We start from the raw sequence: 22,679 nt of genomic DNA on the forward strand, positions 1-22,679 counted from the left end.
TTTCAAGTGCGCAATCTTTAGCCAAACCAGTGGTGGAACATCAATTTAATGTAATCAATGATTTTGCCGAAGAAGTTCCCTTCCGGGATCTCCTGCAACACCACCAGCGGACGCTGTTCAATGGTTTTTCCATCCAGCTGGAAGTTGATGCTGCCGACCACCTGGTTTTTCTGCAGCGGCGCATGCAGCTCGCTGCTGTTCAGCACATAGCTCGCTTTCAGGTCTTTCATACGACCGCGCGGAATGGTCAGGTAGACATCTTTATCCACGCCCAGCGAGGCGCGATCGCTGTCGCCGAACCAGGCTGGCTCAGAGGCGAACTCTTTCCCGGCTTTCAGCGGGCTGACGGTTTCAAAGAAGCGGAAGCCCCAGGTGAGCAGTTTCTTGCTCTCGGTTTCACGCCCTTTAAAGGTACGGCCACCCATCACGGCGGAGATCAAACGCATCTGGCCTTCGGTTGCCGAGGCCACCAGGTTGTACCCGGCGCGATCGGTATGACCGGTTTTGATGCCGTCAACGTTCAGGCTGTTATCCCACAGCAGACCGTTACGGTTGGTCTGGCGGATGCCGTTGAAGGTGAACTCTTTCTCTTTGTAGATGGAGTACTCGTTCGGTACATCGCGGATCAGCGCCTGGCCAATCAGCGCCATATCACGGGCGGAGCTGTACTGACCTTCAGCATCCAGGCCATGTACGGTCTGGAAGTGGCTGTTTTTCAGACCCAGCGCGTTGACGTAGCTGTTCATCAGGCCAACAAACGCGTCCTGGCTCCCGGCGACGTAGTCGGCCATCGCCACGCAGGCGTCATTGCCCGATTGCAGGTTAATACCACGGATAAGCTGGGAAACCGGCACCTGCATGCCTGGTTTCAGGAACATCAGCGAAGAGCCGCGGAACACCGGGTTGCCGGTGGCCCACGCGTCATTACCGATGGTCACCACATCGCTCTCTTTGAACTTGCCCGCTTTCATCGCCTGGCCGATAACGTAGCTGGTCATCATTTTGGTCAGGCTTGCCGGATCGCGACGTGCATCGGCGTTCTGTTCCGCCAGCACTTTGCCGGAGTTGTAATCGATCAGGATATAGGACTCCGCATCGATCTGCGGAACGCCTGGGATCATGGTTTTAATGTTCAGGTCATCGGCATGCGCAGCGGAGAGGGCAGCTGCGGTCAGCGCCGTGGTGAGCGCCAGGCGCTGCACGAAACGAGCGGAAAAAGTGGTCTTCATGGTCGAACAACGACATCCGTGATGGAGTTAAAAAAAGTGCCTTACTATAGCAAAAGCTATACCGGCAGGCATCTGACTTTGCGCGTGAGAGTGTGAATCATACTTACACAAATTGACAAAATCAGACACCTTTCCCGACTACTGGGCGCGCGTTACAAAAGATTGTAACTGCGCTTCGCTCTGCAGACGCTGCTGCAGCGCGCTGGCCTCAGACTTATTGCTGAATGGCCCTAACTGGATACGCCACACCGCGCCATTCTGCGTCACGCGGCCCGGCACGGAGAACTGCTGCGCCAGACGCTGCTGATACTGCTGCGCACGGGTCTGATCGCTTACTGCGCCAACCTGTACCACATAGCTTCCGCTGGCTGCTGCGGCGGCAGGCGCACTGGCGGCTGGAGCCGCGCTGTGAACGGTGCCCTGCACCGAACCAGGTGCCGTCACCGGGGAGTTACGCGTGGCGGGCGCAGCCGTCTGCGTGACCGTCTCTGTCTGGTTCACCGGCGTAGCGGTAGCAGGCTGGGTGCTGGTATTCATCGCAGGCTGCGCGGGTTCGCTGCTCTCCAGCACGCCAGAGGCGAGCGGCGTTTGCGCACCGAGGAAACCGCCGCTGCGCACCGGGGCACCGGTCGGATCATCGCTTTTCAGCGTATCGTTACTGATCGGCTGCACGTTGGCCTGCGTTTCCACTGGCTGCGCGTCGCTCGGCTGCGAGGCAATCGGCTGCATCGGCTGGGCGGCGTTCGGCTGCGGCGCGGCACTCATGCTACCCCCGCTCAAATCCGGGCGCGCGGGCAGGGCATAGGTCTGCTGCGCCACTTTGGTACAGGCCATTCCCGGACCGGAGAGCGAGCCATCCTGCGCGACGATAATTGGGTCGATGCGCACTTTGGTGTTATTCGATGTGTTCAGGCGATCGGCAGAAGCACGCGACAGCGAGATAACCCGGTCACTGCCGTACGGGCCACGGTCATTGATGCGCACCACAATCATGCGGCCGTTCGCCAGGTTGGTGATCCTCGCATAGCTTGGAATCGGCAGCGTCGGATGCGCGGCGGTGAGCTGCATCGGATCGAACGCTTCACCGGAGGCAGTCAGATTGCTGCCCGGCTCGGCGTCATAAATGGCGGCAAAGCCCGCCTGGCTGAAGCGGGAGGGATCCTGCACGATGGTGTAGCGTTTACCGTCGCGCTCATAATCCTGATTCGCCGTGGCGTTGGGGGCTTCATAGCGCGGCTCCGCGCCGCTGATCTCCACCACCGGGCCGTTACAGACCGCAGGCTGTGGCGCAACCATCGTCTGTTGCTGATTATCATTACTCGTACAGGCCGCCAGTAACCCTGCTGCTATACAGATCCCAGGCCAAAGCTTATGCATTGCGCACCTCTTAAACGTTCTTGGACAACATTTTTCTGTGGGTATGGATCGACATCACGATACCAAACCCGGCCATGAGTACGATGAGGGCGGAACCCCCGTAACTGATCAGCGGCAGCGGAACGCCTACCACCGGCAAGATACCGCTTACCATACCAATATTTACGAACACATATACGAACAGAATCAGCATCAAACCGCCGGCCATCACCCGGCCAAAAGTGGTTTGCGCCCGCGCGGCGATCCACAGCCCGCGCATAATCAGCAGCAGGTAGAGCGCCAGCAGGATCAAAATCCCCACCAGGCCAAGTTCCTCTGCCAGGACGGCGAAGATAAAGTCCGTATGGCGCTCCGGCAGAAACTCCAGCTGCGACTGGGTGCCGTGCAGCCAGCCTTTGCCGCTGAGACCGCCGGAACCAATAGCGATTTTCGACTGAATAATATGGTAGCCCGCGCCGAGCGGATCGGTCTCCGGATCGAGCAGCATCATCACGCGCTGGCGCTGATAATCATGCATCAGGAAGAACCACATTATCGGAATAAAGGCGGCGACAAGCAGCGCGGCAATGCCGATTAGCCGCCAGCTCAGGCCGGAGAGAAACAGCACAAACAGCCCGGAGAGCACCACCAGAATCGAGGTGCCGAGATCCGGCTGCGCCGCCACCAGCAGGGTAGGGACGAAGATCAGCACCAGCGCGATGCCGGTATTTTTCAACGACGGCGGGCAGACATCGCGGTTGATAAAGCGCGCCACCATCAGCGGTACGGCGATTTTGGCAATCTCCGAGGGCTGAAAACGCACCACGCCGAGATCGAGCCAGCGCTGCGCGCCTTTGGAGATAGCGCCAAAGGCGTCAACGGCAATCAGCAGGATCACGCAGAAGACATAGAGATAGGGCGCCCAGCCTTCATAGACGCGCGGCGGCACCTGCGCCAGCACGACCATGACCACCAGCCCCATAGCGATTTGGCCGATTTTACGTTCGGTCATGCCGATATCCTGGCCGCTGGCGCTCCAGATAACGATCGCGCTGTAAAACAGCAGCGCGAGGATGATCAGCAGCAGCGCTGGGTCGAGATGGATCTTATCCCAGAACGATTTTTTGTTCGGATTATCCGTCATGATTATTGGTCCTCTGCCGCGGCCGTGGAGGGGTTTTCCGCCGGCAATTCGGTGTTGTTGTCGCCAAGCATAATGTGGTCGAGGATCTGCCGCATGATGGTACCCACGGCCGGACCTGCGCCGCCGTTTTCCAGAATCATGGCGACGGCGACCTGCGGATTGTCGTACGGGGCGAAAGCGGTCATCAATTTATGGTCGCGCAGACGCTCGGCAATACGGTGGGCGTTATAGGTTTCGTTCGCCTTCAGGCCAAAGACCTGCGCGGTACCCGATTTCGCCGCTGCCTTGTAAGGCGCGTTAGCGAAGTATTTGTGACCGGTACCGTTAGGGCGGTTCGCCACGCCATACATGCCATCTTTGGCAATCTCCCAGTAGCCGGAGTGAATATCACCCACCGGCGGCTGCGTGGGCTGCTTCCACGGCACTTTTTTGCCGTTCTCAACGGTGCTCATTAACAGGTGCGGCACTTTCACGATGCCGTCGTTAATCAGCGTCATCATCGCTTTATTCATCTGGATCGGCGTGGCGGTCCAGTACCCCTGGCCGATGCCGACCGGGATGGTATCGCCCTGATACCAGGGTTTCTTAAAGCGCTTCAGTTTCCATTCGCGGGTCGGCATGTTGCCGGAGCGCTCTTCCGAAAGGTCGATGCCGGTGTAGTGACCGTAACCGAACTTGCCCATCCACTCGGAGAGCCGGTCGATGCCCATGTCGTAAGCGACCTGGTAGAAGAAGGTATCGGCGGACTCTTCCAGGGATTTGGTGACATTCAGATGCCCGTGTCCCCATTTTTTCCAGTCGCGATACCGTTTTTCGGAACCCGGAAGCTGCCACCAGCCGGGATCGAACAGGCTGGTATTGCGGGTGATCACCCCGGCGCTGAGCGCGGAGACTGCAACATAGGGTTTAACCGTTGACGCTGGCGGGTAGACGCCCTGAGTGGCGCGGTTAATCAGCGGCGTGTTCGGATCATTGAGCAGCCCGGAGTAATCCTTGCTGGAGATACCGTCAACAAACAGGTTCGGGTCGTAGCTTGGCGTCGAGACCAGCGCCAGAATACTGCCGGTGCGCGGATCGGTCACCACGACCGCCGCACGGCTACCGGCGAGCAGGGTTTCAATGTACTGCTGGAGCTTGAGATCAAGCGTCAGATAGATATCGTGTCCCGCCTGCGGCGGCACCTCTTTCAGCTGGCGGATCACGCGGCCCCGGTTGTTCACTTCCACTTCTTCATAACCGGTCTGCCCGTGCAGCACATCTTCGTAGTAGCGCTCAATGCCGAGCTTGCCGATATCGTGGGTTGCGGCATAGTTGGCGAGTTTGCCATCTTTATCCAGCCGCTCGACGTCTTTATCGTTGATTTTCGACACATAGCCGATCACGTGGGTCAACGCTGAGCCGTAGGGGTAGTAGCGGCGCTTATAGCCTTTTACTTCCACGCCGGGAAAGCGGTACTGGTTAACGGCGAAGCGCGCCACCTGCACTTCGGTGAGGTTGGTTTTCACCGGGATCGAGGTAAAGCGGTGCGAGCGCGCGCGCTCCTTTTTGAAGTTGGCGATATCATCATCGTTCAGATCGACCACATCGCGCAGCGCGTCGAGGGTTTGCTGCACGTTATCGACCTTCTCCGGCATCATCTCCACCTGGTAGATGGTGCGGTTAAGGGCCAATGGCGTGCCGTTGCGATCGTAAATAATGCCGCGACTGGGCGCGATGGGCACCAGTTTGATGCGGTTTTCGTTGGAGCGGGTTTGATAGTCCGCAAAGCGGACGATTTGCAGGTTATAAAGGTTGGCGATCAGCACGCCGGAAAGCAGCAATATCCCCGTAAAAGCGACAACTGCCCGGCGCACAAACAGCGCGGACTCAGCCGTATAGTCGCGAAAAGAGTTCTGTAATTTCATCCGCTGCTAAATCCGCCTAAGACTCGTTACTCACGGTGATAAGGATGGTTGGTCGTGATACTCCATGCGCGATACAGGCTTTCGGCAACCAGCACACGCACCAGCGGGTGAGGAAGTGTCAACGCAGAGAGCGACCAACTTTGTTCAGCTGCCGCTTTGCAGGCGGGAGATAACCCTTCCGGGCCGCCGATCAGCAGGCTGACGTCGCGTCCGTCCTGCTTCCAGCGCTCCAGCTCATGTGCCAGCTGCGGCGTATCCCAGGGTTTACCGGGGATATCAAGGGTGACGATGCGGTTTTTGCCGGCGGCGGCCAGCATCAGTTCACCCTCTTTATCGAGGATCCGCTTGATATCCGCATTCTTGCCGCGCTTGCCGGCGGGAATTTCCACCAGCTCAAACGGCATATCTTTCGGAAAACGGCGCAGATACTCGGTAAAACCTGTCTGTACCCAGTCCGGCATTTTTGTGCCGACGGCGACGAGTTGCAGCTTCACGCATCAACCCCAGAGTTTTTCCAGCTCGTACAGACGACGGCTCTCTTCCTGCATGACATGGACCATCACGTCGCCCAGATCAACCACCACCCAATCGGCGGCGCTTTCACCCTCTACGCCCAGTGGCAGCATGCCCGCTGCGCGGGACTCCTGAACCACGTGATCCGCGATAGAAGCAACATGGCGGCTTGAAGTGCCGGTACAGACGATCATGCAATCGGTGATGCTCGATTTGCCCTGAACGTCAATGGCGACGATGTCCTGACCTTTCAGGTCGTCAATTTTGTCGATAACAAAATCCTGGAGTGCTTTACCCTGCAAGTGTTCCCCCTGGGTGAGTAAAAAATGTACTGGTCATAAACAGCCTGACATTATACCTGAAAGACGGCGGATGTCGGGACAAAAGTCCAGGCTTCGCGACATGAAAAGTGGGCTATCATCCCATCCTGGCCGCGCGATTGCATCGCCAATTTTGTAAAACAATTTCTGCGCGCGGAGAATAGCAGCCTGCGGGGTCCTGTCAATCACCGAATCACTACAGCTTAAGAGATGGATAAAAAAGCGGCTACTTCTCGTCAGGATGCCAGACCGCGCGGCTGTTTAGCACCCGCAGCGTGGCAAAATCGTCGCGCATATCCACCCGGCTCCAGCAGCCCTGGTCAATATGGAAATGCCACAGCGACGAGGCAGGCATACTCAATAAACGGGCAATCAGCAGGCTGATAACCCCCTGATGGCTGGCGATGAGCACATTTTTTTGCGTCTGTTTCAGATCCTGCAATAGCGTCACCACGCGCTCGATCCTCGCCGAGAAATCCTGAAAACCTTCGCCATTGGTCGGAACCGCATGCTGCCAGTCGGTACACCAGGCGGCGTAGCGCTCGGGATCTTCGTGCGTTAAATCGCGGTGGTGGCGCATCTCCCAGTCACCAAAAAACATCTCATTAAGCAGCGGCGTGGTGTGAATGTCGATATCCCGTGATGCCAGCACGCGCGCAGCCGTCTGCCGGGCGCGATCCAGCTCGCTACAAAGCACATAATCGAAGGGCACGGCGTGGAGCAGGTCGTGAAGGGTTTGTGCCTGCGCGACGCCTTTTGGCGTTAAGGGCGTCGGGGCATGTCCGCTGTAGAGCCCGGCCACGTTCGCTTCGGTTTCGCCGTGGCGTATTAACCAGAGTCGCATGCACTTCTCCTGTTGATCGCGCGGTTTAGCGGTAGAGGCCCTGCTGATGGATGTAATCGAGCACGACGGCAGGCAGCAGATCGTCGCACGGCTCATTATGAGCCAGCCGCTGGCGAATCTGCGTGGCAGAGATATCAAACCACGGCGTTTCGGCAAGATAGATTTTGCCGGCGGGCAGAGTGTGCAGATCCTCCACGCGGGTGGTCAGATGCGCGTCGAGCCAATGCTGATGCGCCTCTTCGCTCATCGTCAGGGCATAACCCGGGCGGCGGCAGACAATCAGGTGGCAGTTATCAAGAATGGTGTCGTAGCGATGCCAGCTCGGGAAGGTGAGCAATGAATCCTGGCCAATAATAAAGGCCAGCGATGCCTGCTCGCCGTGCTCCTGTCGCCACGCCTGTAGCGTATCCGCGCTGTAGGAGGGCTCATCGCGCATCAGCTCGCGCTCATCAAGAGCGAAGAGCGGTTTATCAGCGATGGCCAGCTCGACCATGGTTTTGCGCTGCTGGCTGTTCGCCTCCGGCTGCGGGCGATGGGGCGGCACATTATTGGGCATGATCGTCACTTTGGACAGGCCAATAAGATTTGCCAGCGCTTCCACCGGTTTCAGGTGACCGTAATGGACAGGATCGAAGGTGCCGCCAAACAGCGCGTGTAACTGTTTCATATCAACCATCAATAAAGATGTCTGCGAGGGCTTTGTGACAGAGTAGCAGAGAAAGCCCCTCCAGCTCCGCCCACACCGACTGACCGTAATCCTGCTTGACGATCAGCTCAATGCGGCTCAGCAGATGCACCGCCTGGCGAAGCTGATCGGCACTCAGCCGGTTCAGCGCCTCAGTGGTCGCGCCGCGACGGTTTTGCCACACCCGGTGTTTATCAAACAGCGCGCGCAGCGGCATCTGCGTCATCTGGCGTTTCAGCGTGACCAGCAGCAGCAGCTCGCGCTGCACGGTACGTAGCAGGATCACCGGCTCGCACGCCTCCAGCCGCAGCTGGGTCAGAATATGTAACGCGCGCTTGCTCTTACCGGCCAGCAGGGCATCGACCCAGTGAAACGGCGTGAAGTGCGCTGCATCATTAACCGCCTGCTCGACGCGGGGCAGGGTAAGCTTGCCGTCGGGCCACAGCAGCGCCAGCCGCTCGAGCGCCTGCGCCAGCGCCAGCAAATTGCCTTCGTAGCAGTAGCAGAGGAGTTGATTGGCGGCGTCGTCCAGCTCCAGCTTGTTCTGTTTTGCCCGTGCGGCAACCCAGCGCGGCAGGTTCGCCTGTTCGGGCGTCTGGCAGCTGACCTGCACCACCTGCGTATTAAGCTGGCTAAGCCAGGCGGCGTTCTCCTGCGCTTTGGTAAGCTTATTGCCACGCACAATCAGGATCAGATCTTCATGCAGCAGGCCAACCAGCTTTGCCAGCTGTTCGTTCATCGCGGCGTTCGGGCCGTTGTCCGGCAGCTGTAACAGCAGGGTTTGTCGGCTGGCAAAAAGGCTCAGCGCCTGGCAAATGGAGAAGATGGCATCCCAGTCGGTGCTGGCATCGAGCGAGAAGGTGTGGTGTTCAGTGAAGCCTTGCGTAGCGGCAACCTGCCGCACCGCATCCTGGCTCTCTTGCAGCAGTAACGGATCGTTACCGAGCAGCAGATAGGCCGCGCGCAGCCCTTCATTGAGCTGCGCGCGGAGTTGTTCCGGATAAAGCCTGAGCATCAGCTACCTGGCGTTGCCGGGGCGGACTTCACGCGTGAAGATGAAGAGATCTCATTTTGCGTGTTTTTTTCGTCCGCCGTGCGCACGCTCGGCAGCTGGCGAATCAGCTGCTCTGCGGCTTTGCTATACATCTCCTGGACGATAATCTCCTGCTCGGCCGCTTTTGCCAGCGCCTTTTGCGGGTTATCGAAGAACGACCGGTACACTTTGGTGCTGATCGGGTAGATATCGTGACCCGGGATCAGTACCGATGCGTTAACGGTCAGCACCATCTGGTACTCCGCCGTCTGGCCATTCTGGAAGACGGAGGCGGTGTCATTCCCCATAAACACTGAACCCAGACGCAGCGACGGCACATCCTGACGCGTTGTGCTGTCATCGAGCAGCGTGACGCCGTTGAGGCGCAGCTGGCTACGGATAGCGCGGCTCAGCGGTCCATTGGGATCGCCGGAGTTAAAGATCATGGTTTTCATTTCCGGCGGCACCTGGGTTGTGCTCCGCAGATGCCAGCCGCATCCGGCGGTGACGAGCACCGCCAGGGTTACGAACAGTGTTGCCAGATATCGCACGCTTCCTCCCGCGCTTAACCAACGACCAGATTGAGCAGTTTGCCCGGTACATAAATCACTTTACGTACGGTAACGCCCTCAAGATATTTCGCCACCAGGTGCTCCTGGCCTGCGCGTTCACGAACCTGTTCTTCTGTCGCATCGACAGCGACGGTGATTTTACCGCGCACTTTGCCGTTAACCTGCACGACGACCAGCGTGGTGTTCTCAACCATCGCTTTCTCGTCGGCAACCGGCCACGGCGCGTTATCGATATCGCCTTCGCCGCCCAGCTCCTGCCACAGCGTGAAGCTGGCGTGCGGGGTGAACGGGTTGAGCATACGCACCACTGCCAGCAGCGCTTCCTGCATCAGAGCGCGATCCTGCTCGCTCTCCTGCGGCGCTTTCGCCAGCTTGTTCATCAGCTCCATGATCGCCGCGATGGCGGTGTTGAAGGTCTGACGACGGCCGATATCATCGGAGACTTTGGCGATGGTTTTATGCACATCGCGGCGCAGCGCCTGCTGATCGTCATTCAGCGCAGCCAGATCCAGCGGCGCAACGGCACCCTGGGCGGTGTGTTCGTAGACCAGTTTCCAGACGCGTTTCAGGAAGCGGTTTGCCCCCTCAACGCCAGACTCTTGCCACTCCAGCGTCATATCTGCCGGGGAGGCGAACATCATAAACAGACGCACGGTATCCGCGCCGTAACGCTCTACCATCTCCTGCGGGTCGATGCCGTTGTTTTTCGACTTCGACATCTTGCTCATTCCGGTGTAGACCAGCTCATGGCCCGCAGCATCGGTCGCCTTCACGATACGGCCTTTTTCGTCACGCTCGACGATAGCGTCCTTCGGCGACACCCAGTTACGCTCGCCGCTTTCGCCGAGGTAGTAGAAGGCATCTGCCAGTACCATGCCCTGACACAGCAGCTGTTTAGCCGGTTCGTCAGAGGTGACCATGCCCGCATCGCGCATCAGCTTGTGGAAGAAGCGGAAGTAGAGCAGGTGCATGATGGCGTGTTCGATACCGCCGATATAGATATCAACCGGCAGCCAGTAGTTCGCCGCGTTCGGATCCAGCATCCCTTCGTTGTACTGCGGGCAGGTGTAGCGCGCATAGTACCAGGAGGACTCCATAAAGGTGTCGAAGGTATCCGTTTCGCGCAGCGCAGGCTGGCCGTTAACGGTGGTTTTCGCCCACTCCGGGTCGGCTTTGATCGGGCTGGTAATGCCGTCCATCACCACATCTTCCGGCAGGATCACCGGCAGCTGGTCTTCCGGCGTCGGCATCACGGTGCCATCTTCCAGGGTCACCATCGGGATTGGCGCACCCCAGTAACGCTGACGGGAAACGCCCCAGTCGCGCAGTCGGAAGTTCACTTTACGCTCGCCAACGCCTTTCTCTGCCAGCTTGTCAGCAATGGCGTTAAAGGCAGCGTTGAAGTCGAGACCGTCGAACTCGCCGGAGTTAAACAGCACGCCTTTTTCGGTCAGCGCCTGGGCGCTGAAATCCGGCTCGCTGCCGTCGGCATTCAGGATGACCGGTTTGATATTCAGCTGATATTTGCTGGCAAACTCATAATCGCGCTGGTCGTGACCCGGAACGGCCATTACCGCGCCAGTGCCATACTCCATCAGCACAAAGTTTGCCGTCCAGACCGGAATCGCTTCACCGGTCAGCGGATGAATCGCTTTCAGGCCGGTATCGACGCCTTTTTTCTCCATCGTCGCCATTTCGGCTTCCGCGACTTTGGTGTTGCGGCATTCGTCGATGAAGCTCGCCAGCTCAGGGTTGCTCTGGGCGGCCTGCTGCGCCAGCGGGTGACCAGCGGCAACGGCCAGATAGGTCACGCCCATAAAGGTGTCAGGGCGGGTGGTGTAAACGGTCAGCTTCTCGTCGCTGTTCTGCACATCAAAGGTGATCTCCACCCCTTCAGAACGGCCGATCCAGTTGCGCTGCATCGTTTTGACGGTATCCGGCCAGTGATCCAGTTTATCCAGATCGTTCAGCAGCTCGTCGGCATAAGCGGTGATTTTGATAAACCACTGCGGGATCTCTTTACGCTCAACTTTGGTATCGCAGCGCCAGCAGCAGCCGTCGATAACCTGTTCGTTGGCGAGTACAGTCTGGTCATTCGGGCACCAGTTCACCGCGGAGGTTTTTTTGTAGACCAGCCCTTTTTTATAGAGCTCGGTAAAGAATTTCTGCTCCCAGCGGTAATATTCCGGGGTGCAGGTCGCCACTTCACGGCTCCAGTCGTAGCCGAAGCCCAGCATTTTCAGCTGGTTTTTCATGTAGGCGATATTGTCGTAGGTCCACGGCGCAGGGGCGGTTTTGTTTTTTACCGCGGCGCCTTCAGCCGGCAGGCCAAACGCATCCCAGCCAATCGGCTGCAGCACGTTTTTGCCCAGCATGCGCTGGTAGCGGGCGATCACATCGCCAATGGTGTAGTTACGGACGTGGCCCATGTGTAGTCGGCCAGAAGGATAGGGAAGCATCGACAGGCAATAGTATTTCTCTTTGCTCTCGTCTTCGGTGACCTCGAATGTGCGCTTTTCTTCCCAGTGACGCTGTACGGTGGATTCTATCTCTTCCGGGCGGTATTGCTCTTGCATGGCAGCCAGTAGTCCTGTTTTTGCTACAGCTACAAATGTAGCGTTAATAGGTGGTTTTTAGTCGGCATAGCATAGCCCAAACGCCAGCCTCAAAACAGCCTTTCCGAAAAGCGCCGTCGAAATAGCCCTTCTCTGCGCCACATCACTTTTTCATCACGCAACAGGCGGCTCGGCATAGGCAGGGGAAATTAACGTCTATCATTAAAATGAATCACTTAACCGGAGGCGAAACGATGAGCAAGGTTGCGCAATTTTACCGTGAACTGGTCGCTTCACTGACCGAGCGCCTGCGTAATGGCGATCGCGATATTGACGCATTGGTTGAACAGGCTCGCCTGAGGGTCACACAGACCGGTGAGTTAACGCGAACCGAGACGGATGAGTTAATGCGCGCCATTCGTCGCGATTTGGAAGAGTTCGCCCGCAGCTACAACGAAAGCCAGAGTGAGGTCACCGACGGCGTCTTTATGCGGGTGATCAAAGAGAGCATCTGGCAGGAGCTGGCGGATATTACCGATAAAACCCAGCTGGAGTGGCGCGAGGTATTTCAGGATCTCAATCACCACGGTGTCTATCACAGCGGGGAAGTGGTTGGGCTGGGGAACCTGGTCTGCGAGAAGTGCCATTTCCATCTGGCGGTCTATACGCCGGATGTGCTGCCGTTATGCCCGAAATGCGGCCACGATCAGTTCCAGCGCCGTCCGTTCGAACCTTAACAGTAAGCGCCTGCCCACACAGCGCGGGCAGGCGTAAGGGGATTAATGCAGGATCTTGGCGAGGAAGTCTTTTGCGCGATCCGATTTCGGATCGTTAAAGAAGGCGTCCTTCTCTGAGTCTTCGACGATTTTCCCTTCATCCATAAAGATCACGCGGTTCGCCACTTTACGGGCGAAGCCCATTTCGTGGGTCACCACCATCATCGTCATCCCTTCGTTTGCCAGTTCGACCATCACGTCGAGCACTTCGTTGATCATCTCCGGATCGAGCGCCGATGTCGGTTCATCAAACAGCATTGCTACCGGATCCATGCAGAGCGCACGGGCAATCGCCACGCGTTGCTGCTGACCACCTGAAAGCTGCGCCGGGAACTTATTGGCGTGCGCCGTCAGCCCAACGCGCTCCAGCAGCTTCAGCCCTTTGTCGCGCGCGGCGGCTTTGTCGCGTTTCAGCACTTTCACCTGCGCCAGCGTCAGGTTTTCGATAATCGACAGGTGCGGGAAGAGCTCAAAGTGCTGGAACACCATCCCGACGTGGGAGCGCAGCTCCGCGAGATTGGTTTTCTTGTCATTCACTTTGGTGCCGTTGACCAGGATCTCGCCTTTCTGCACCGGCTCAAGGCCATTGACGGTTTTGATCAGCGTCGATTTACCGGAACCCGACGGGCCGCAAACTACCACCACCTCGCCCTTTTTCACTTCGGTGGAGCAGTCGGTCAACACCTGAAAGTGGCCATACCATTTCGAAACATTTTTCAGGGAAATCATTAGACGGTCCTTTTCTTCAGCCAGCTGACCAACAGCGAAGCACTCAAACTGATAACAAAATAGACAGCGCCGGCAAACAGGATCATCTCGACCTGCGTACCGTCACGCTCGCCAATCGTGGAGGCCGTGCGGAAGAAATCCGCCAGGCTCAGGACATACACTAACGAGGTGTCCTGGAATAAGACGATGCCCTGGGTAAGCAGCAGCGGCACCATGGCGCGAAACGCCTGCGGCAGAATAATCAGCTTCATCGACTGCCAGTGCGTCATACCGAGCGCCAGCGCCGCGCTCGACTGCCCGCGGGAGATACTCTGGATCCCGGCGCGGATAATCTCCGAGTAGTACGCCGCCTCAAACATCGAGAAGGCGACCATCGCCGAGATAAGCCGGATATCGGTTTTCGGCGACAGGCCCAGCACGTTTTGCAGGAAACCCGGCACGATCAGATAGAACCACAGCAGCACCATCACCAGCGGAATCGAGCGGAAGACGTTAACGTAGCTTTTGGCGAACCAGCGCAGCGGCGCGAAGGTCGACAGTCGCATCACTGCCAGCAGCGTGCCCCAGACGATACCGAACACAATGGCGATGGCGGTGATTTTCAGCGTCACCAGCAATCCCGCCCACAGATAAGGCAGGGAAGGGACGATTGAACTCCAGTCAAACTCATACATCGTTATTTGCCTCCCATATTGCCCGGCAGGCGGATTTTGCGTTCAACCAGGTTCATCACCAGCATAATCACGGCGTTAATCACCACGTAAGCGAGGGTAATAGCGGTAAAAGATTCCCAGGCGTGGGCGGAGTAATCGAGCAGCTTGCCCGCCTGCGCCGCCATATCCACCAGACCAATGGTCGAGGCGATGGCCGAGTTTTTCACCAGGTTCATCATCTCCGAGGTCATCGGCGGGACGATCACGCGGTAGGCATTCGGCAGCAGCACGTAGCGGTAGGTTTGCGGCAGCGTCAGACCCATCGCCAGCCCGGCATTTTTCTGCCCGCGCGGCAGCGACTGGATCGCGGCGCGCACCTGCTCGCAGACGCGAGCGGCAGTAAACAGACCAAGGCAGACCATCGACGAGAGGAAGAACTGGATATTGGGATCCAGCTCCGCCTTAAACCACATGCCGATATCTTCCGGCAGCAGCTCCGGCACCACGAGATACCAGGTAAAGAACTGCACAATTAGCGGCACGTTACGGAACAGTTCCACATATAAGGTGCCGATTCCGGAGAGGACACGGTTGGGAACGGTGCGCAGGATGCCAAACAGAGAGCCGACCAGGAAGGCGATGATCCAGGCCGTCACCGACAACGCGATGGTGACCTGAAAACCGCTCCATAACCAGCCAAGATAGGTGGTGTTGCCGAACGGGGCCTGTTGCAGGAATATTCCCCAGTTCCAGTCTATGGACATAAATCTACTCCAGAAAAAAAAGGGTAGCAGCGCTACCCTCGAAGATTGTGTGAAGTGCGAATGTTCACGCTGAGTGGGGAACGGCCACTCAACGCATAGTCTGTCCGTGCAGCTTCGACAATCGAGAGGGCAGGTAAACCCGCCCCTAATGGTTTTAATTAGTTCAGAGCTTTGTCATTCGGTTCTTTGAACAGCGCTTTCATGTCGTCAGAAAGATCGAAGTTCAGGTTCATGTTTTTCGGTGGAATCGGGTTCTTAAACCACTTGGTGAACGATTTTTCCGCCGCGCCGGAGGTCTGGTACTGCGCGATGGTCTCATCCATCAGCTTTTTAAATTCCGGGTCATTTTTGCGCAGCATACAGCCGTAAGCCTCTTTCGACTGCGGCGTGCCGACGATCTCCCAGTTATCCGGTTTCTTCGCCTTCGCGCGCTCACCGGCCAGCAGGGCATCATCCATCATAAAGGCCACCGCGCGACCGCTCTCCAGCGTACGGAAGGAGTCGCCGTGATCTTTCGCGCTGATGATGCGCATATCCATCTTCTTCTCGTCATTCAGCTTGTTAAGCAGGATCTCGGAGGTGGTGCCGGAGGTCACAACCACGGCTTTGCCTTTCAGGTCGGCGAAATCTTTGATCGGGCCGCCTTTTTTGGTTAGCAGACGGGTGCCGACCACGAAAATGGTGTCAGAGAAGGCCGCCTGTTTCTGGCGCTCGACGTTGTTAGTGGTGGAGCCGCACTCAAAGTCGAAGGTGCCGTTTTGCAGCAGCGGAATACGGTTCTGCGAGGTGACAGGGATCAGCTTAACGGCCAGATCCGGCTTGTTGAGCTTCTTCTTCACCGCTTCAACGATAGCGTTGGAGTAGTCTTGTGAATAACCGACAACTTTCTGTGCGTTGTCGTAATAGGAGAACGGTACGGAAGATTCACGGTGACCGACGACGATAACGCCGTTTTTGGCAATTTTATCCAGCGTCGATTGCTGAGCCGCTGCGTCGGCAGGCTTCGCCTCTTCGGCGTGTGCCAGACCGGCGGACAGTCCCATCACCAGCATGGCGGCGGCCAGTTTACGTAATTGCATATCCAGACTCCTTTATCGTCAGTGCGTAAAGCACAGTGATACCCGTTGTGTTGTTGTTATGTGCTGCTACATATTCGTGCAGTGTCGTGTGTGTTTGTTACATTTAGTCTGGCTTAATGTAAAGAATTTGCTGCGGTATTGTTTATTTTTGCGAGGCGCGCCGCACCGTTTAGAGGCAAAAATCTCACATTGCACCAGAATAGTGCTGCGACCGATCCCTGCCGGTGCGACCCGTTTACGCACGGGCAGATTTTGTCGTCACGGGGTAGATATAAGCAAGCGGCATGCCAGTTTGGTGGGTGCAGAAGAAATTGCCGGATGGCGGCTTACGCCTTATCCGGCCTACGGGGAAGTGCGAAGTTTTGTAGGCCGGATAAGCACAGCGTCATCCGGCAAAGATATGAGGCAGCTGCCGGATGGCGGCTTACGCCTTATCCGGCCTACGGGGAAGTGCGAAATTTTGTGGGCCGGATAAGCGCAGCGTCATCCGGCAAAGATATGAGGTGACTGCCGGATGGCGGCTTACGCCTTATCCGGCCTACGGGGAAGTGCGAAATTTTGTAGGCCGGATAAGCACAGCGTCATCCGGCAAAGATATGAGGTCGCTGCCGGATGGCGGCTTACGCCTTATCCGGCCTACGGGGAAGTGCGAAGTTTTGTAGGCCGGATAAGCGCAGCGCCATCCGGCAAAGGTATGAGGTCGCTGCCGGATGGCGGCTTACGCCTTATCCGGCCTACGGTGAAGTGCGAAATTTTGTAGGCCGGATAAGCGAAGCGCCATCCGGCAATCAGCGGCGAAAAATTAACGGCGGCGCTGACGCAGGCCCAACACCAGCGCGGCAAAGCCCAGCAGGACCGTGATAATCCACACCGGCCAGTTACCCATTCGCGCATACGGCGTTAACCCGCTGGTGGGGGTTACTTTCGCCGTCAGCACCTCGCGGGTGAACTGCGGAAGCATCGCCTGGATCTCGCCCTGCGGCCCAATCACGGCGGTAATGCCGTTATTGGTGCTGCGCAGCAGCGGGCGCGCCAGCTCCAGCGAACGCATACGCGCCATCTGGAAGTGCTGCCATGGCCCAATCGACTTACCAAACCAGGCATCGTTGGAGATGGTCAGCAGGAAGTCGGTGTCCGGGCGGAAATTATCCCGCACCTGCTCGCCGAGGATAATCTCGTAGCAGATCGCCGCCGTCAGCTTTAACCCATGAGCCGAAAGCGGTGCCTGCACATAAGGGCCGCGGCTAAAGGAGGACATCGGCAGATCGAAGAAGGGCGCGAGTGGTCGCAGAATCGATTCCAGCGGCACAAACTCGCCAAACGGCACCAGGTGGTTTTTGTTGTAGCGATCCGTTGAGCGATAGCTGTACGGACTGCCGGTTCCCAGCGTAATCGCCGTGTTGTAGGTGTCGTAGCGATTCTGCTGATTGAGGCGCGCATCGACAATACCGGTAATCAGCGTGGCATTGTTCGCCCGCAGGGTTTTATCCATCTGGTTGAGAAAACCCTGCTGGTTAATCTCCAGATCCGGGATTGCCGACTCAGGCCAGATAATCAGCTGCGACTTGCCCAGCACCTGCTCAGTCGCGCCAGCGTAAATCTTCAGCGTATTGAGCAACTCACCTGCGTCCCACTTCATTGACTGCGGAATATTGCCCTGCACCATCGTCACCTGGGTGGTGCGATCCGGCAGCAGCTGATACCACTGAATAAAACGCAGCGGGAAGGGGAGGGCGAAGAGCACAACCGCCGCCACCAGCGGACGCCAGTTACGGGTTGCCAGCGCCAGCACCAGCAGGCCGCTCACTACCATCAGCAGGATGTTAATCGACTCGACGCCGAGCACCGGTGCCAGGCCTTTTAGCGGGCCGTCAATCTGGCTGTAGCCAAACTGCAACCACGGGAAGCCGGTCAGCACCCAGCCGCGCAGAAACTCGGTGATCTGCCACACCACCGGTGCGGCAACCGCCACCCGCAGCCAGCTGGTTTTCGGCCACAGGCGCGAGAGCAGGCCGGCAAACAGGCCGGTATAGAGCGACAGATAAGCCGCCAGCAGCGCGACGATAAAGACGTTGATGGGGCCGGGCATGCCGCCAAACTGCGCGATGCTGACATAGACCCAGTGCACGCCGCTGCCAAACAGGCCAAGCCCCCAGGTGTAGCCAATCCAGGCGGCCTGTAACGGACGGCGGTTAAGGGTTAAGCCCTGCAGGCCCATCAGGGAGAGAAGCGCGGCGGGCCAGAGGTCATAAGGTGAAAAAGCCAGCGTTCCGCTGGCTCCGAACAGTAACGCCAGCAGCAGACGGACGCGCTGGCGCTCAAACAAGGCGGCAAATACCATTTACATTACTCATCCAGTTTCGGTTGCGGAGAATCATCCGGCATTCTGACATGGACCTGAATAATACGTCGACTGTCTGCCATAGCGACTTTGAATTGGTAACCATCAATGTCGATAGATTCGCCGCGTGCGGGAAGGTGACCAAACGCCTGCATCACCAGACCGCCAATGGTATCGACCTCTTCATCGCTGAAGTGGGTACCGAAGGTGTCGTTAAAGTCTTCAATCGGCGCCAGCGCGCGCACCGTCCAGGTGTGACGGCTCAGCTGGCGGAAATCGATATCCTCTTCTTCGTCATACTCATCTTCGATTTCGCCGACGATCAGCTCAAGAATATCTTCGATAGTGACCAGACCGGAGACACCACCAAACTCATCAATAACGATAGCCATGTGGTAGCGCTGGGAACGGAACTCTTTCAGCATGCGGTCAACGCGCTTGCTCTCCGGTACCACCACTGCCGGGCGTAACACTTTTTCCATGCTGAATGCTTCGGCATCGCTGCGCATAAACGGCAGCAGATCCTTAGCCATCAGAATCCCTTCGATGTGATCTTTGTCTTCGCTAATGACCGGGAAACGCGAGTGGGCGGACTCGATAATGACATCGAGACACTCGTCCAGCGTCTGGTTGCGTTTCAGGGTGATCATTTGTGAACGGGGGATCATGATGTCGCGTACGCGCTGGTCCGCAATATCCATCACCCCTTCGAGCATGTCGCGCGTATCTTCATCGATAAGCTCGTTCTGCCCGGAGTCTCGGATCAGAGCCAGTAATTCATCACGGTTTTTCGGTTCGCCGTGAAAGAGCTGGCTGAGTAAAAGGGAGAAGAATCCCTTTTTGCTGGTGGTGTTGTCGCTACTGTGTGAGTTATCGTCGCTCATGGCGTCGTGTGGGTTCTCATGTTGGTTGAATTGTCGCTCGTCACGCGTAAACTCAGCGCCGGACGGCATTTTGTGCCAATGCGCCAGCGAACTGGCGCACAGACTACTCCTTCTCGGAAATGTACGGATCCTCATAGCCCAGAGCAAGCATTATCTCTGTCTCGATCCCTTCCATCTCTTCCGCTTCCTCATCCTCAATATGGTCATACCCCAGCAGGTGTAAGCTGCCGTGGATCACCATATGCGCCCAGTGGGCTTCGAGGGGTTTAACCTGTTCAATCGCCTCCTGCTCAACCACCTGGCGGCAGATGATCAGATCGCCCAGCAGCGGCATTTCGATGCCGGGCGGCGCTTCGAACGGGAAAGAGAGCACGTTGGTCGGCTTATCTTTCCCGCGATAGGTCAGGTTCAGCTCGTGGCTCTCTGCGCTATCGACCAGACGGATGGTCACTTCCGCTTCCGGCTGGAACTGCGGGATCACCGCGTCCAGCCAGGCCTGAAACTGCGCTTCATCCGGCAGGCCGCTGTTATCTTCGCAGGCCAGCTGTAAATCGAGGATCACCTGACTCATTTCTGCTCCTGATCCTGGGCTTCGCGCTTACGCTCGGCGGCCAGTTCTGCTTTCCGTTTTTGCTCCGCTTCTTCCCAGGCTTCATAGGCGATAACAATGCGTGCTACCACCGGGTGGCGCACCACGTCTTCGCTGTGGAAGAAGTTGAAGCTGATCTCATCGACATTCGCCAGCACTTCGATAGCGTGGCGCAGGCCCGATTTGGTGCTGCGTGGCAGGTCAATCTGCGTGACGTCGCCGGTGATCACCGCTTTTGAGTTGAAGCCGATACGCGTCAGGAACATCTTCATCTGTTCGATGGTGGTGTTCTGGCTCTCATCGAGAATGATAAAGGCATCATTCAGGGTGCGACCGCGCATATAGGCGAGGGGGGCAACCTCAATGACGTTGCGCTCCATCAGCTTCTCAACGCGCTCGAAGCCAAGCATCTCAAACAGCGCGTCATAGAGCGGGCGCAGGTAAGGGTCGACCTTCTGGCTGAGATCGCCGGGCAGGAAGCCGAGTTTTTCACCCGCTTCCACCGCCGGGCGGGTCAGCAGAATGCGGCGAACTTCCTGGCGCTCAAGCGCATCCACGGCGGCTGCGACCGCGAGGTAGGTTTTACCCGTACCCGCCGGGCCGACGCCAAAGGTGATGTCATGATCGAGCACGTTAGCGATGTACTGCGCCTGGTTCGGCGTGCGTGGCTTAATTACACCGCGCTTGGTCTTGATGTTGACCGCTTTACCGTACTCCGGCACGCTCTCGGCGCTCTGCTCCAGCACGCGGGCTTCTTTGATCGCCAGGTGGATCTGGTTCGGCTCGATATCCTGGGTCTGACCGCGCATGGGTGCAGTGTCGACATACAGCGTGTGCAGAATATCGGCAGCCGCGTTGACGCAAATTTCGCGTCCGGTGAGTTTGAAGTGATTATCGCGGCGGTTGATTTCGATGCCCAGTCGCCGCTCCAGTTGTTTGATGTTGTCGTCAAACGGGCCGCACAGACTTAGCAGACGTGCGTTGTCCGCTGGCTCAAGGGTGATTTCACGCGTATCTATGTTCAAACTGTTCCTCTTTGATATGTGTCGCCGTCGCGACCCTCTGGCAAGTATTTACGTCAACGCCAGAAGTCGCAAGCATCAGACAGCATGTTGGGGTGATTGCGGGGAAAAGCAAGGCCTGCCAGAAATGGCAGGCCTGAGGTTTTACGGCTGATACGTGCCTACGCCAAGCTCATTCTCTTTACGGGTACGGGCGATCACCGAAGCCGGAGATTCTGCAACGCGCAATCCCATCTCCTCTTCGGTACGCACCAGCACGCCGCGCAGGGAGTTGGTATAAACATCCACGATCTCGACGTCGACAAATTTGCCGATCATCTCCGGCGTACCTTCGAAGTTCACCACGCGGTTGTTCTCGGTACGCCCAGACAACTCCATGATGCTCTTACGCGAAGTACCTTCCACCAGAATACGCTGCGTGGTGCCCAGCATGCGGCGGCTCCAGGCCATCGCCTGCTGGTTAATGCGGTCTTGCAGGATATAGAGACGCTGCTTTTTCTCTTCATCCGGCACATCGTCAACCATATCGGCAGCCGGGGTACCCGGACGCGCAGAGAAGATAAAGCTGTAGCTCATGTCGAAATTGACATCGGCAATCAGCTTCATGGTCTTCTCAAAATCATCAGTGGTTTCGCCCGGGAAGCCGACGATAAAGTCAGAGCTGATCTGAATATCGGGACGCGCCTCGCGCAGCTTACGAATGATCGCTTTATACTCCAGCGCGGTGTGGGTACGCCCCATCAGGTTCAGCACGCGGTCGGAACCGCTCTGCACCGGCAGATGCAGGAAGCTCACCAGCTCCGGCGTATCGCGATAGACGTCGACGATATCATCGGTGAACTCAATCGGGTGGCTGGTGGTAAAGCGGATACGGTCAATGCCGTCAATCGCGGCGACCAGACGCAGCAGATCGGCAAAGGTGCCGGTTGTGCCATCATAGTTTTCACCGCGCCAGGCGTTAACGTTCTGGCCAAGCAGGTTAACTTCACGCACGCCCTGCGCTGCCAGTTGGGCGATCTCAAACAGGATGTCGTCGGAAGGACGGCTCACCTCTTCGCCGCGGGTGTAAGGCACCACGCAGTAGGTGCAATATTTGTTGCACCCTTCCATGATCGAAACAAAGGCGGTCGGGCCTTCGGCGCGCGGTTCCGGCAGGCGATCGAATTTTTCAATTTCCGGGAAGCTGATATCGACGACCGGGCTGCGGTTGCCGCGCACGGAGTTGATCATCTCCGGCAGACGGTGCAGGGTTTGTGGCCCGAAAATGATATCGACATAGTGGGCGCGCTGGCGAATGTGATCGCCCTCCTGCGAGGCCACGCAGCCGCCGACGCCAATAATCAGCTCCGGGTTTTTCTCTTTCAGCAGCTTCCAGCGACCCAACTGATGGAAAACTTTCTCCTGGGCTTTTTCGCGGATTGAGCAGGTATTGAGCAGCAGCACATCCGCTTCTTCCGCAACCTCGGTCAGTTGATAGCCGTGGGTGGCATCCAGCAGATCGGCCATCTTTGATGAATCATATTCGTTCATCTGACAGCCCCAGGTTTTAATATGGAGTTTTTTTGTCATCGACTTGCTCTTGCGTAAGTTCGTATACCCGGAGTATGACGGGTATAAGCCAGGATTGCAGGCCGCGTATTGTAATGCTTTGGTTGCGCCCTGACCAGTATGACGGTTGGCGGGGCGG

General features: G+C 57.4%; 21 protein-coding genes. 1 reads left to right on the forward strand and 20 read right to left on the reverse strand.

The window, feature by feature from the left end; translation table 11 throughout:
- Positions 1–17: 17 nt before the first annotated feature.
- The 11 genes from dacA to leuS form a co-directional block, all read right to left on the reverse strand.
- Positions 18–1,229 carry a D-alanyl-D-alanine carboxypeptidase DacA gene (dacA, locus tag ACWPW2_RS05095; protein WP_023479926.1) on the reverse strand — a complete coding sequence of 404 codons (1,212 nt, stop codon included), beginning with the start codon at positions 1,227–1,229 and terminating at the stop codon, positions 18–20.
- 138 nt (positions 1,230–1,367) lie between these two features.
- Positions 1,368–2,606, reverse strand: coding sequence for an endolytic peptidoglycan transglycosylase RlpA (rlpA, locus tag ACWPW2_RS05100; protein WP_454121808.1), 1,239 nt, complete (start codon positions 2,604–2,606; stop codon positions 1,368–1,370).
- 10 nt (positions 2,607–2,616) lie between these two features.
- On the reverse strand, positions 2,617–3,729 hold the full coding sequence (mrdB, locus tag ACWPW2_RS05105) for a peptidoglycan glycosyltransferase MrdB (protein ID WP_023479966.1): 1,113 nt from the start codon (positions 3,727–3,729) through the stop codon (positions 2,617–2,619).
- A 2-nt stretch (positions 3,730–3,731) separates the two neighbouring features.
- On the reverse strand, positions 3,732–5,633 hold the full coding sequence (mrdA, locus tag ACWPW2_RS05110; protein WP_454121809.1) for a peptidoglycan DD-transpeptidase MrdA: 1,902 nt from the start codon (positions 5,631–5,633) through the stop codon (positions 3,732–3,734).
- A gap of 26 nt (positions 5,634–5,659) precedes the next feature.
- Positions 5,660–6,127, reverse strand: coding sequence for a 23S rRNA (pseudouridine(1915)-N(3))-methyltransferase RlmH (rlmH, locus tag ACWPW2_RS05115; protein ID WP_003858701.1), 468 nt, complete (start codon positions 6,125–6,127; stop codon positions 5,660–5,662).
- A 3-nt stretch (positions 6,128–6,130) separates the two neighbouring features.
- Positions 6,131–6,448, reverse strand: coding sequence for a ribosome silencing factor (gene rsfS, locus ACWPW2_RS05120; protein ID WP_023479923.1), 318 nt, complete (start codon positions 6,446–6,448; stop codon positions 6,131–6,133).
- Between the two features lie 244 nt (positions 6,449–6,692).
- On the reverse strand, positions 6,693–7,310 hold the full coding sequence (locus tag ACWPW2_RS05125) for an adenosylcobalamin/alpha-ribazole phosphatase (RefSeq protein ID WP_279792243.1): 618 nt from the start codon (positions 7,308–7,310) through the stop codon (positions 6,693–6,695).
- A 25-nt stretch (positions 7,311–7,335) separates the two neighbouring features.
- Positions 7,336–7,986, reverse strand: a complete 651-nt coding sequence (gene nadD, locus ACWPW2_RS05130) for a nicotinate-nucleotide adenylyltransferase (RefSeq protein WP_454121810.1) — start codon at positions 7,984–7,986, stop codon at positions 7,336–7,338.
- On the reverse strand, positions 7,979–9,010 hold the full coding sequence (gene holA, locus ACWPW2_RS05135) for a DNA polymerase III subunit delta (RefSeq protein ID WP_042715225.1): 1,032 nt from the start codon (positions 9,008–9,010) through the stop codon (positions 7,979–7,981). The genes nadD and holA overlap by 8 nt, the downstream gene beginning before the upstream one ends.
- Positions 9,010–9,579 carry an LPS assembly lipoprotein LptE gene (gene lptE, locus ACWPW2_RS05140; protein WP_023479965.1) on the reverse strand — a complete coding sequence of 190 codons (570 nt, stop codon included), beginning with the start codon at positions 9,577–9,579 and terminating at the stop codon, positions 9,010–9,012. The genes holA and lptE overlap by 1 nt, the downstream gene beginning before the upstream one ends.
- 14 nt (positions 9,580–9,593) lie before the next feature.
- Complete coding sequence (gene leuS, locus ACWPW2_RS05145; RefSeq protein ID WP_454121811.1) at positions 9,594–12,176, reverse strand: leucine--tRNA ligase; 2,583 nt, start codon at positions 12,174–12,176, stop codon at positions 9,594–9,596.
- 233 nt (positions 12,177–12,409) lie between these two features.
- Here leuS and ACWPW2_RS05150 point away from each other — a divergent pair, with 233 nt between their 5' ends.
- Positions 12,410–12,892 (forward strand): zinc ribbon-containing protein, encoded by a 483-nt coding sequence (locus ACWPW2_RS05150; protein ID WP_023479977.1) that lies wholly within the window; start codon positions 12,410–12,412, stop codon positions 12,890–12,892.
- Between the two features lie 42 nt (positions 12,893–12,934).
- Here the strand turns inward: ACWPW2_RS05150 and ACWPW2_RS05155 are convergent, their stop codons facing one another.
- The 9 genes from ACWPW2_RS05155 to miaB form a co-directional block, all read right to left on the reverse strand.
- The gene (locus ACWPW2_RS05155) at positions 12,935–13,660 is read right to left on the reverse strand and encodes an amino acid ABC transporter ATP-binding protein (protein ID WP_023479949.1); all 726 of its coding nucleotides are present in this window, start codon (positions 13,658–13,660) and stop codon (positions 12,935–12,937) included.
- Positions 13,660–14,334, reverse strand: coding sequence for a glutamate/aspartate ABC transporter permease GltK (gltK, locus tag ACWPW2_RS05160; RefSeq protein ID WP_023479932.1), 675 nt, complete (start codon positions 14,332–14,334; stop codon positions 13,660–13,662). Before gltK ends, ACWPW2_RS05155 begins: the two co-directional genes overlap by 1 nt.
- Before the next feature lie 2 nt (positions 14,335–14,336).
- Complete coding sequence (locus ACWPW2_RS05165) at positions 14,337–15,077, reverse strand: amino acid ABC transporter permease (protein ID WP_312121209.1); 741 nt, start codon at positions 15,075–15,077, stop codon at positions 14,337–14,339.
- A 158-nt stretch (positions 15,078–15,235) separates the two neighbouring features.
- Positions 15,236–16,156, reverse strand: coding sequence for an amino acid ABC transporter substrate-binding protein (locus tag ACWPW2_RS05170; protein ID WP_023479987.1), 921 nt, complete (start codon positions 16,154–16,156; stop codon positions 15,236–15,238).
- Positions 16,157–16,958: 802 nt separating this feature from the next.
- On the reverse strand, positions 16,959–18,497 hold the full coding sequence (gene lnt, locus ACWPW2_RS05175) for an apolipoprotein N-acyltransferase (protein WP_454121812.1): 1,539 nt from the start codon (positions 18,495–18,497) through the stop codon (positions 16,959–16,961).
- A gap of 5 nt (positions 18,498–18,502) precedes the next feature.
- Positions 18,503–19,381, reverse strand: coding sequence for a CNNM family magnesium/cobalt transport protein CorC (gene corC, locus ACWPW2_RS05180; protein WP_124971495.1), 879 nt, complete (start codon positions 19,379–19,381; stop codon positions 18,503–18,505).
- A gap of 103 nt (positions 19,382–19,484) precedes the next feature.
- A complete protein-coding gene (gene ybeY / locus ACWPW2_RS05185; RefSeq protein WP_454121813.1) occupies positions 19,485–19,952 on the reverse strand; it encodes an rRNA maturation RNase YbeY in 468 nt (155 codons plus the stop codon).
- A complete protein-coding gene (locus ACWPW2_RS05190) occupies positions 19,949–20,995 on the reverse strand; it encodes a PhoH family protein (protein WP_023479981.1) in 1,047 nt (348 codons plus the stop codon). The genes ybeY and ACWPW2_RS05190 overlap by 4 nt, the downstream gene beginning before the upstream one ends.
- A 141-nt stretch (positions 20,996–21,136) precedes the next feature.
- On the reverse strand, positions 21,137–22,561 hold the full coding sequence (miaB, locus tag ACWPW2_RS05195) for a tRNA (N6-isopentenyl adenosine(37)-C2)-methylthiotransferase MiaB (RefSeq protein ID WP_023480007.1): 1,425 nt from the start codon (positions 22,559–22,561) through the stop codon (positions 21,137–21,139).
- Between the last annotated feature and the right edge of the window lie 118 nt (positions 22,562–22,679).

The sequence above is a fragment of the Kosakonia sp. Marseille-Q7440 genome (assembly GCF_965119485.1).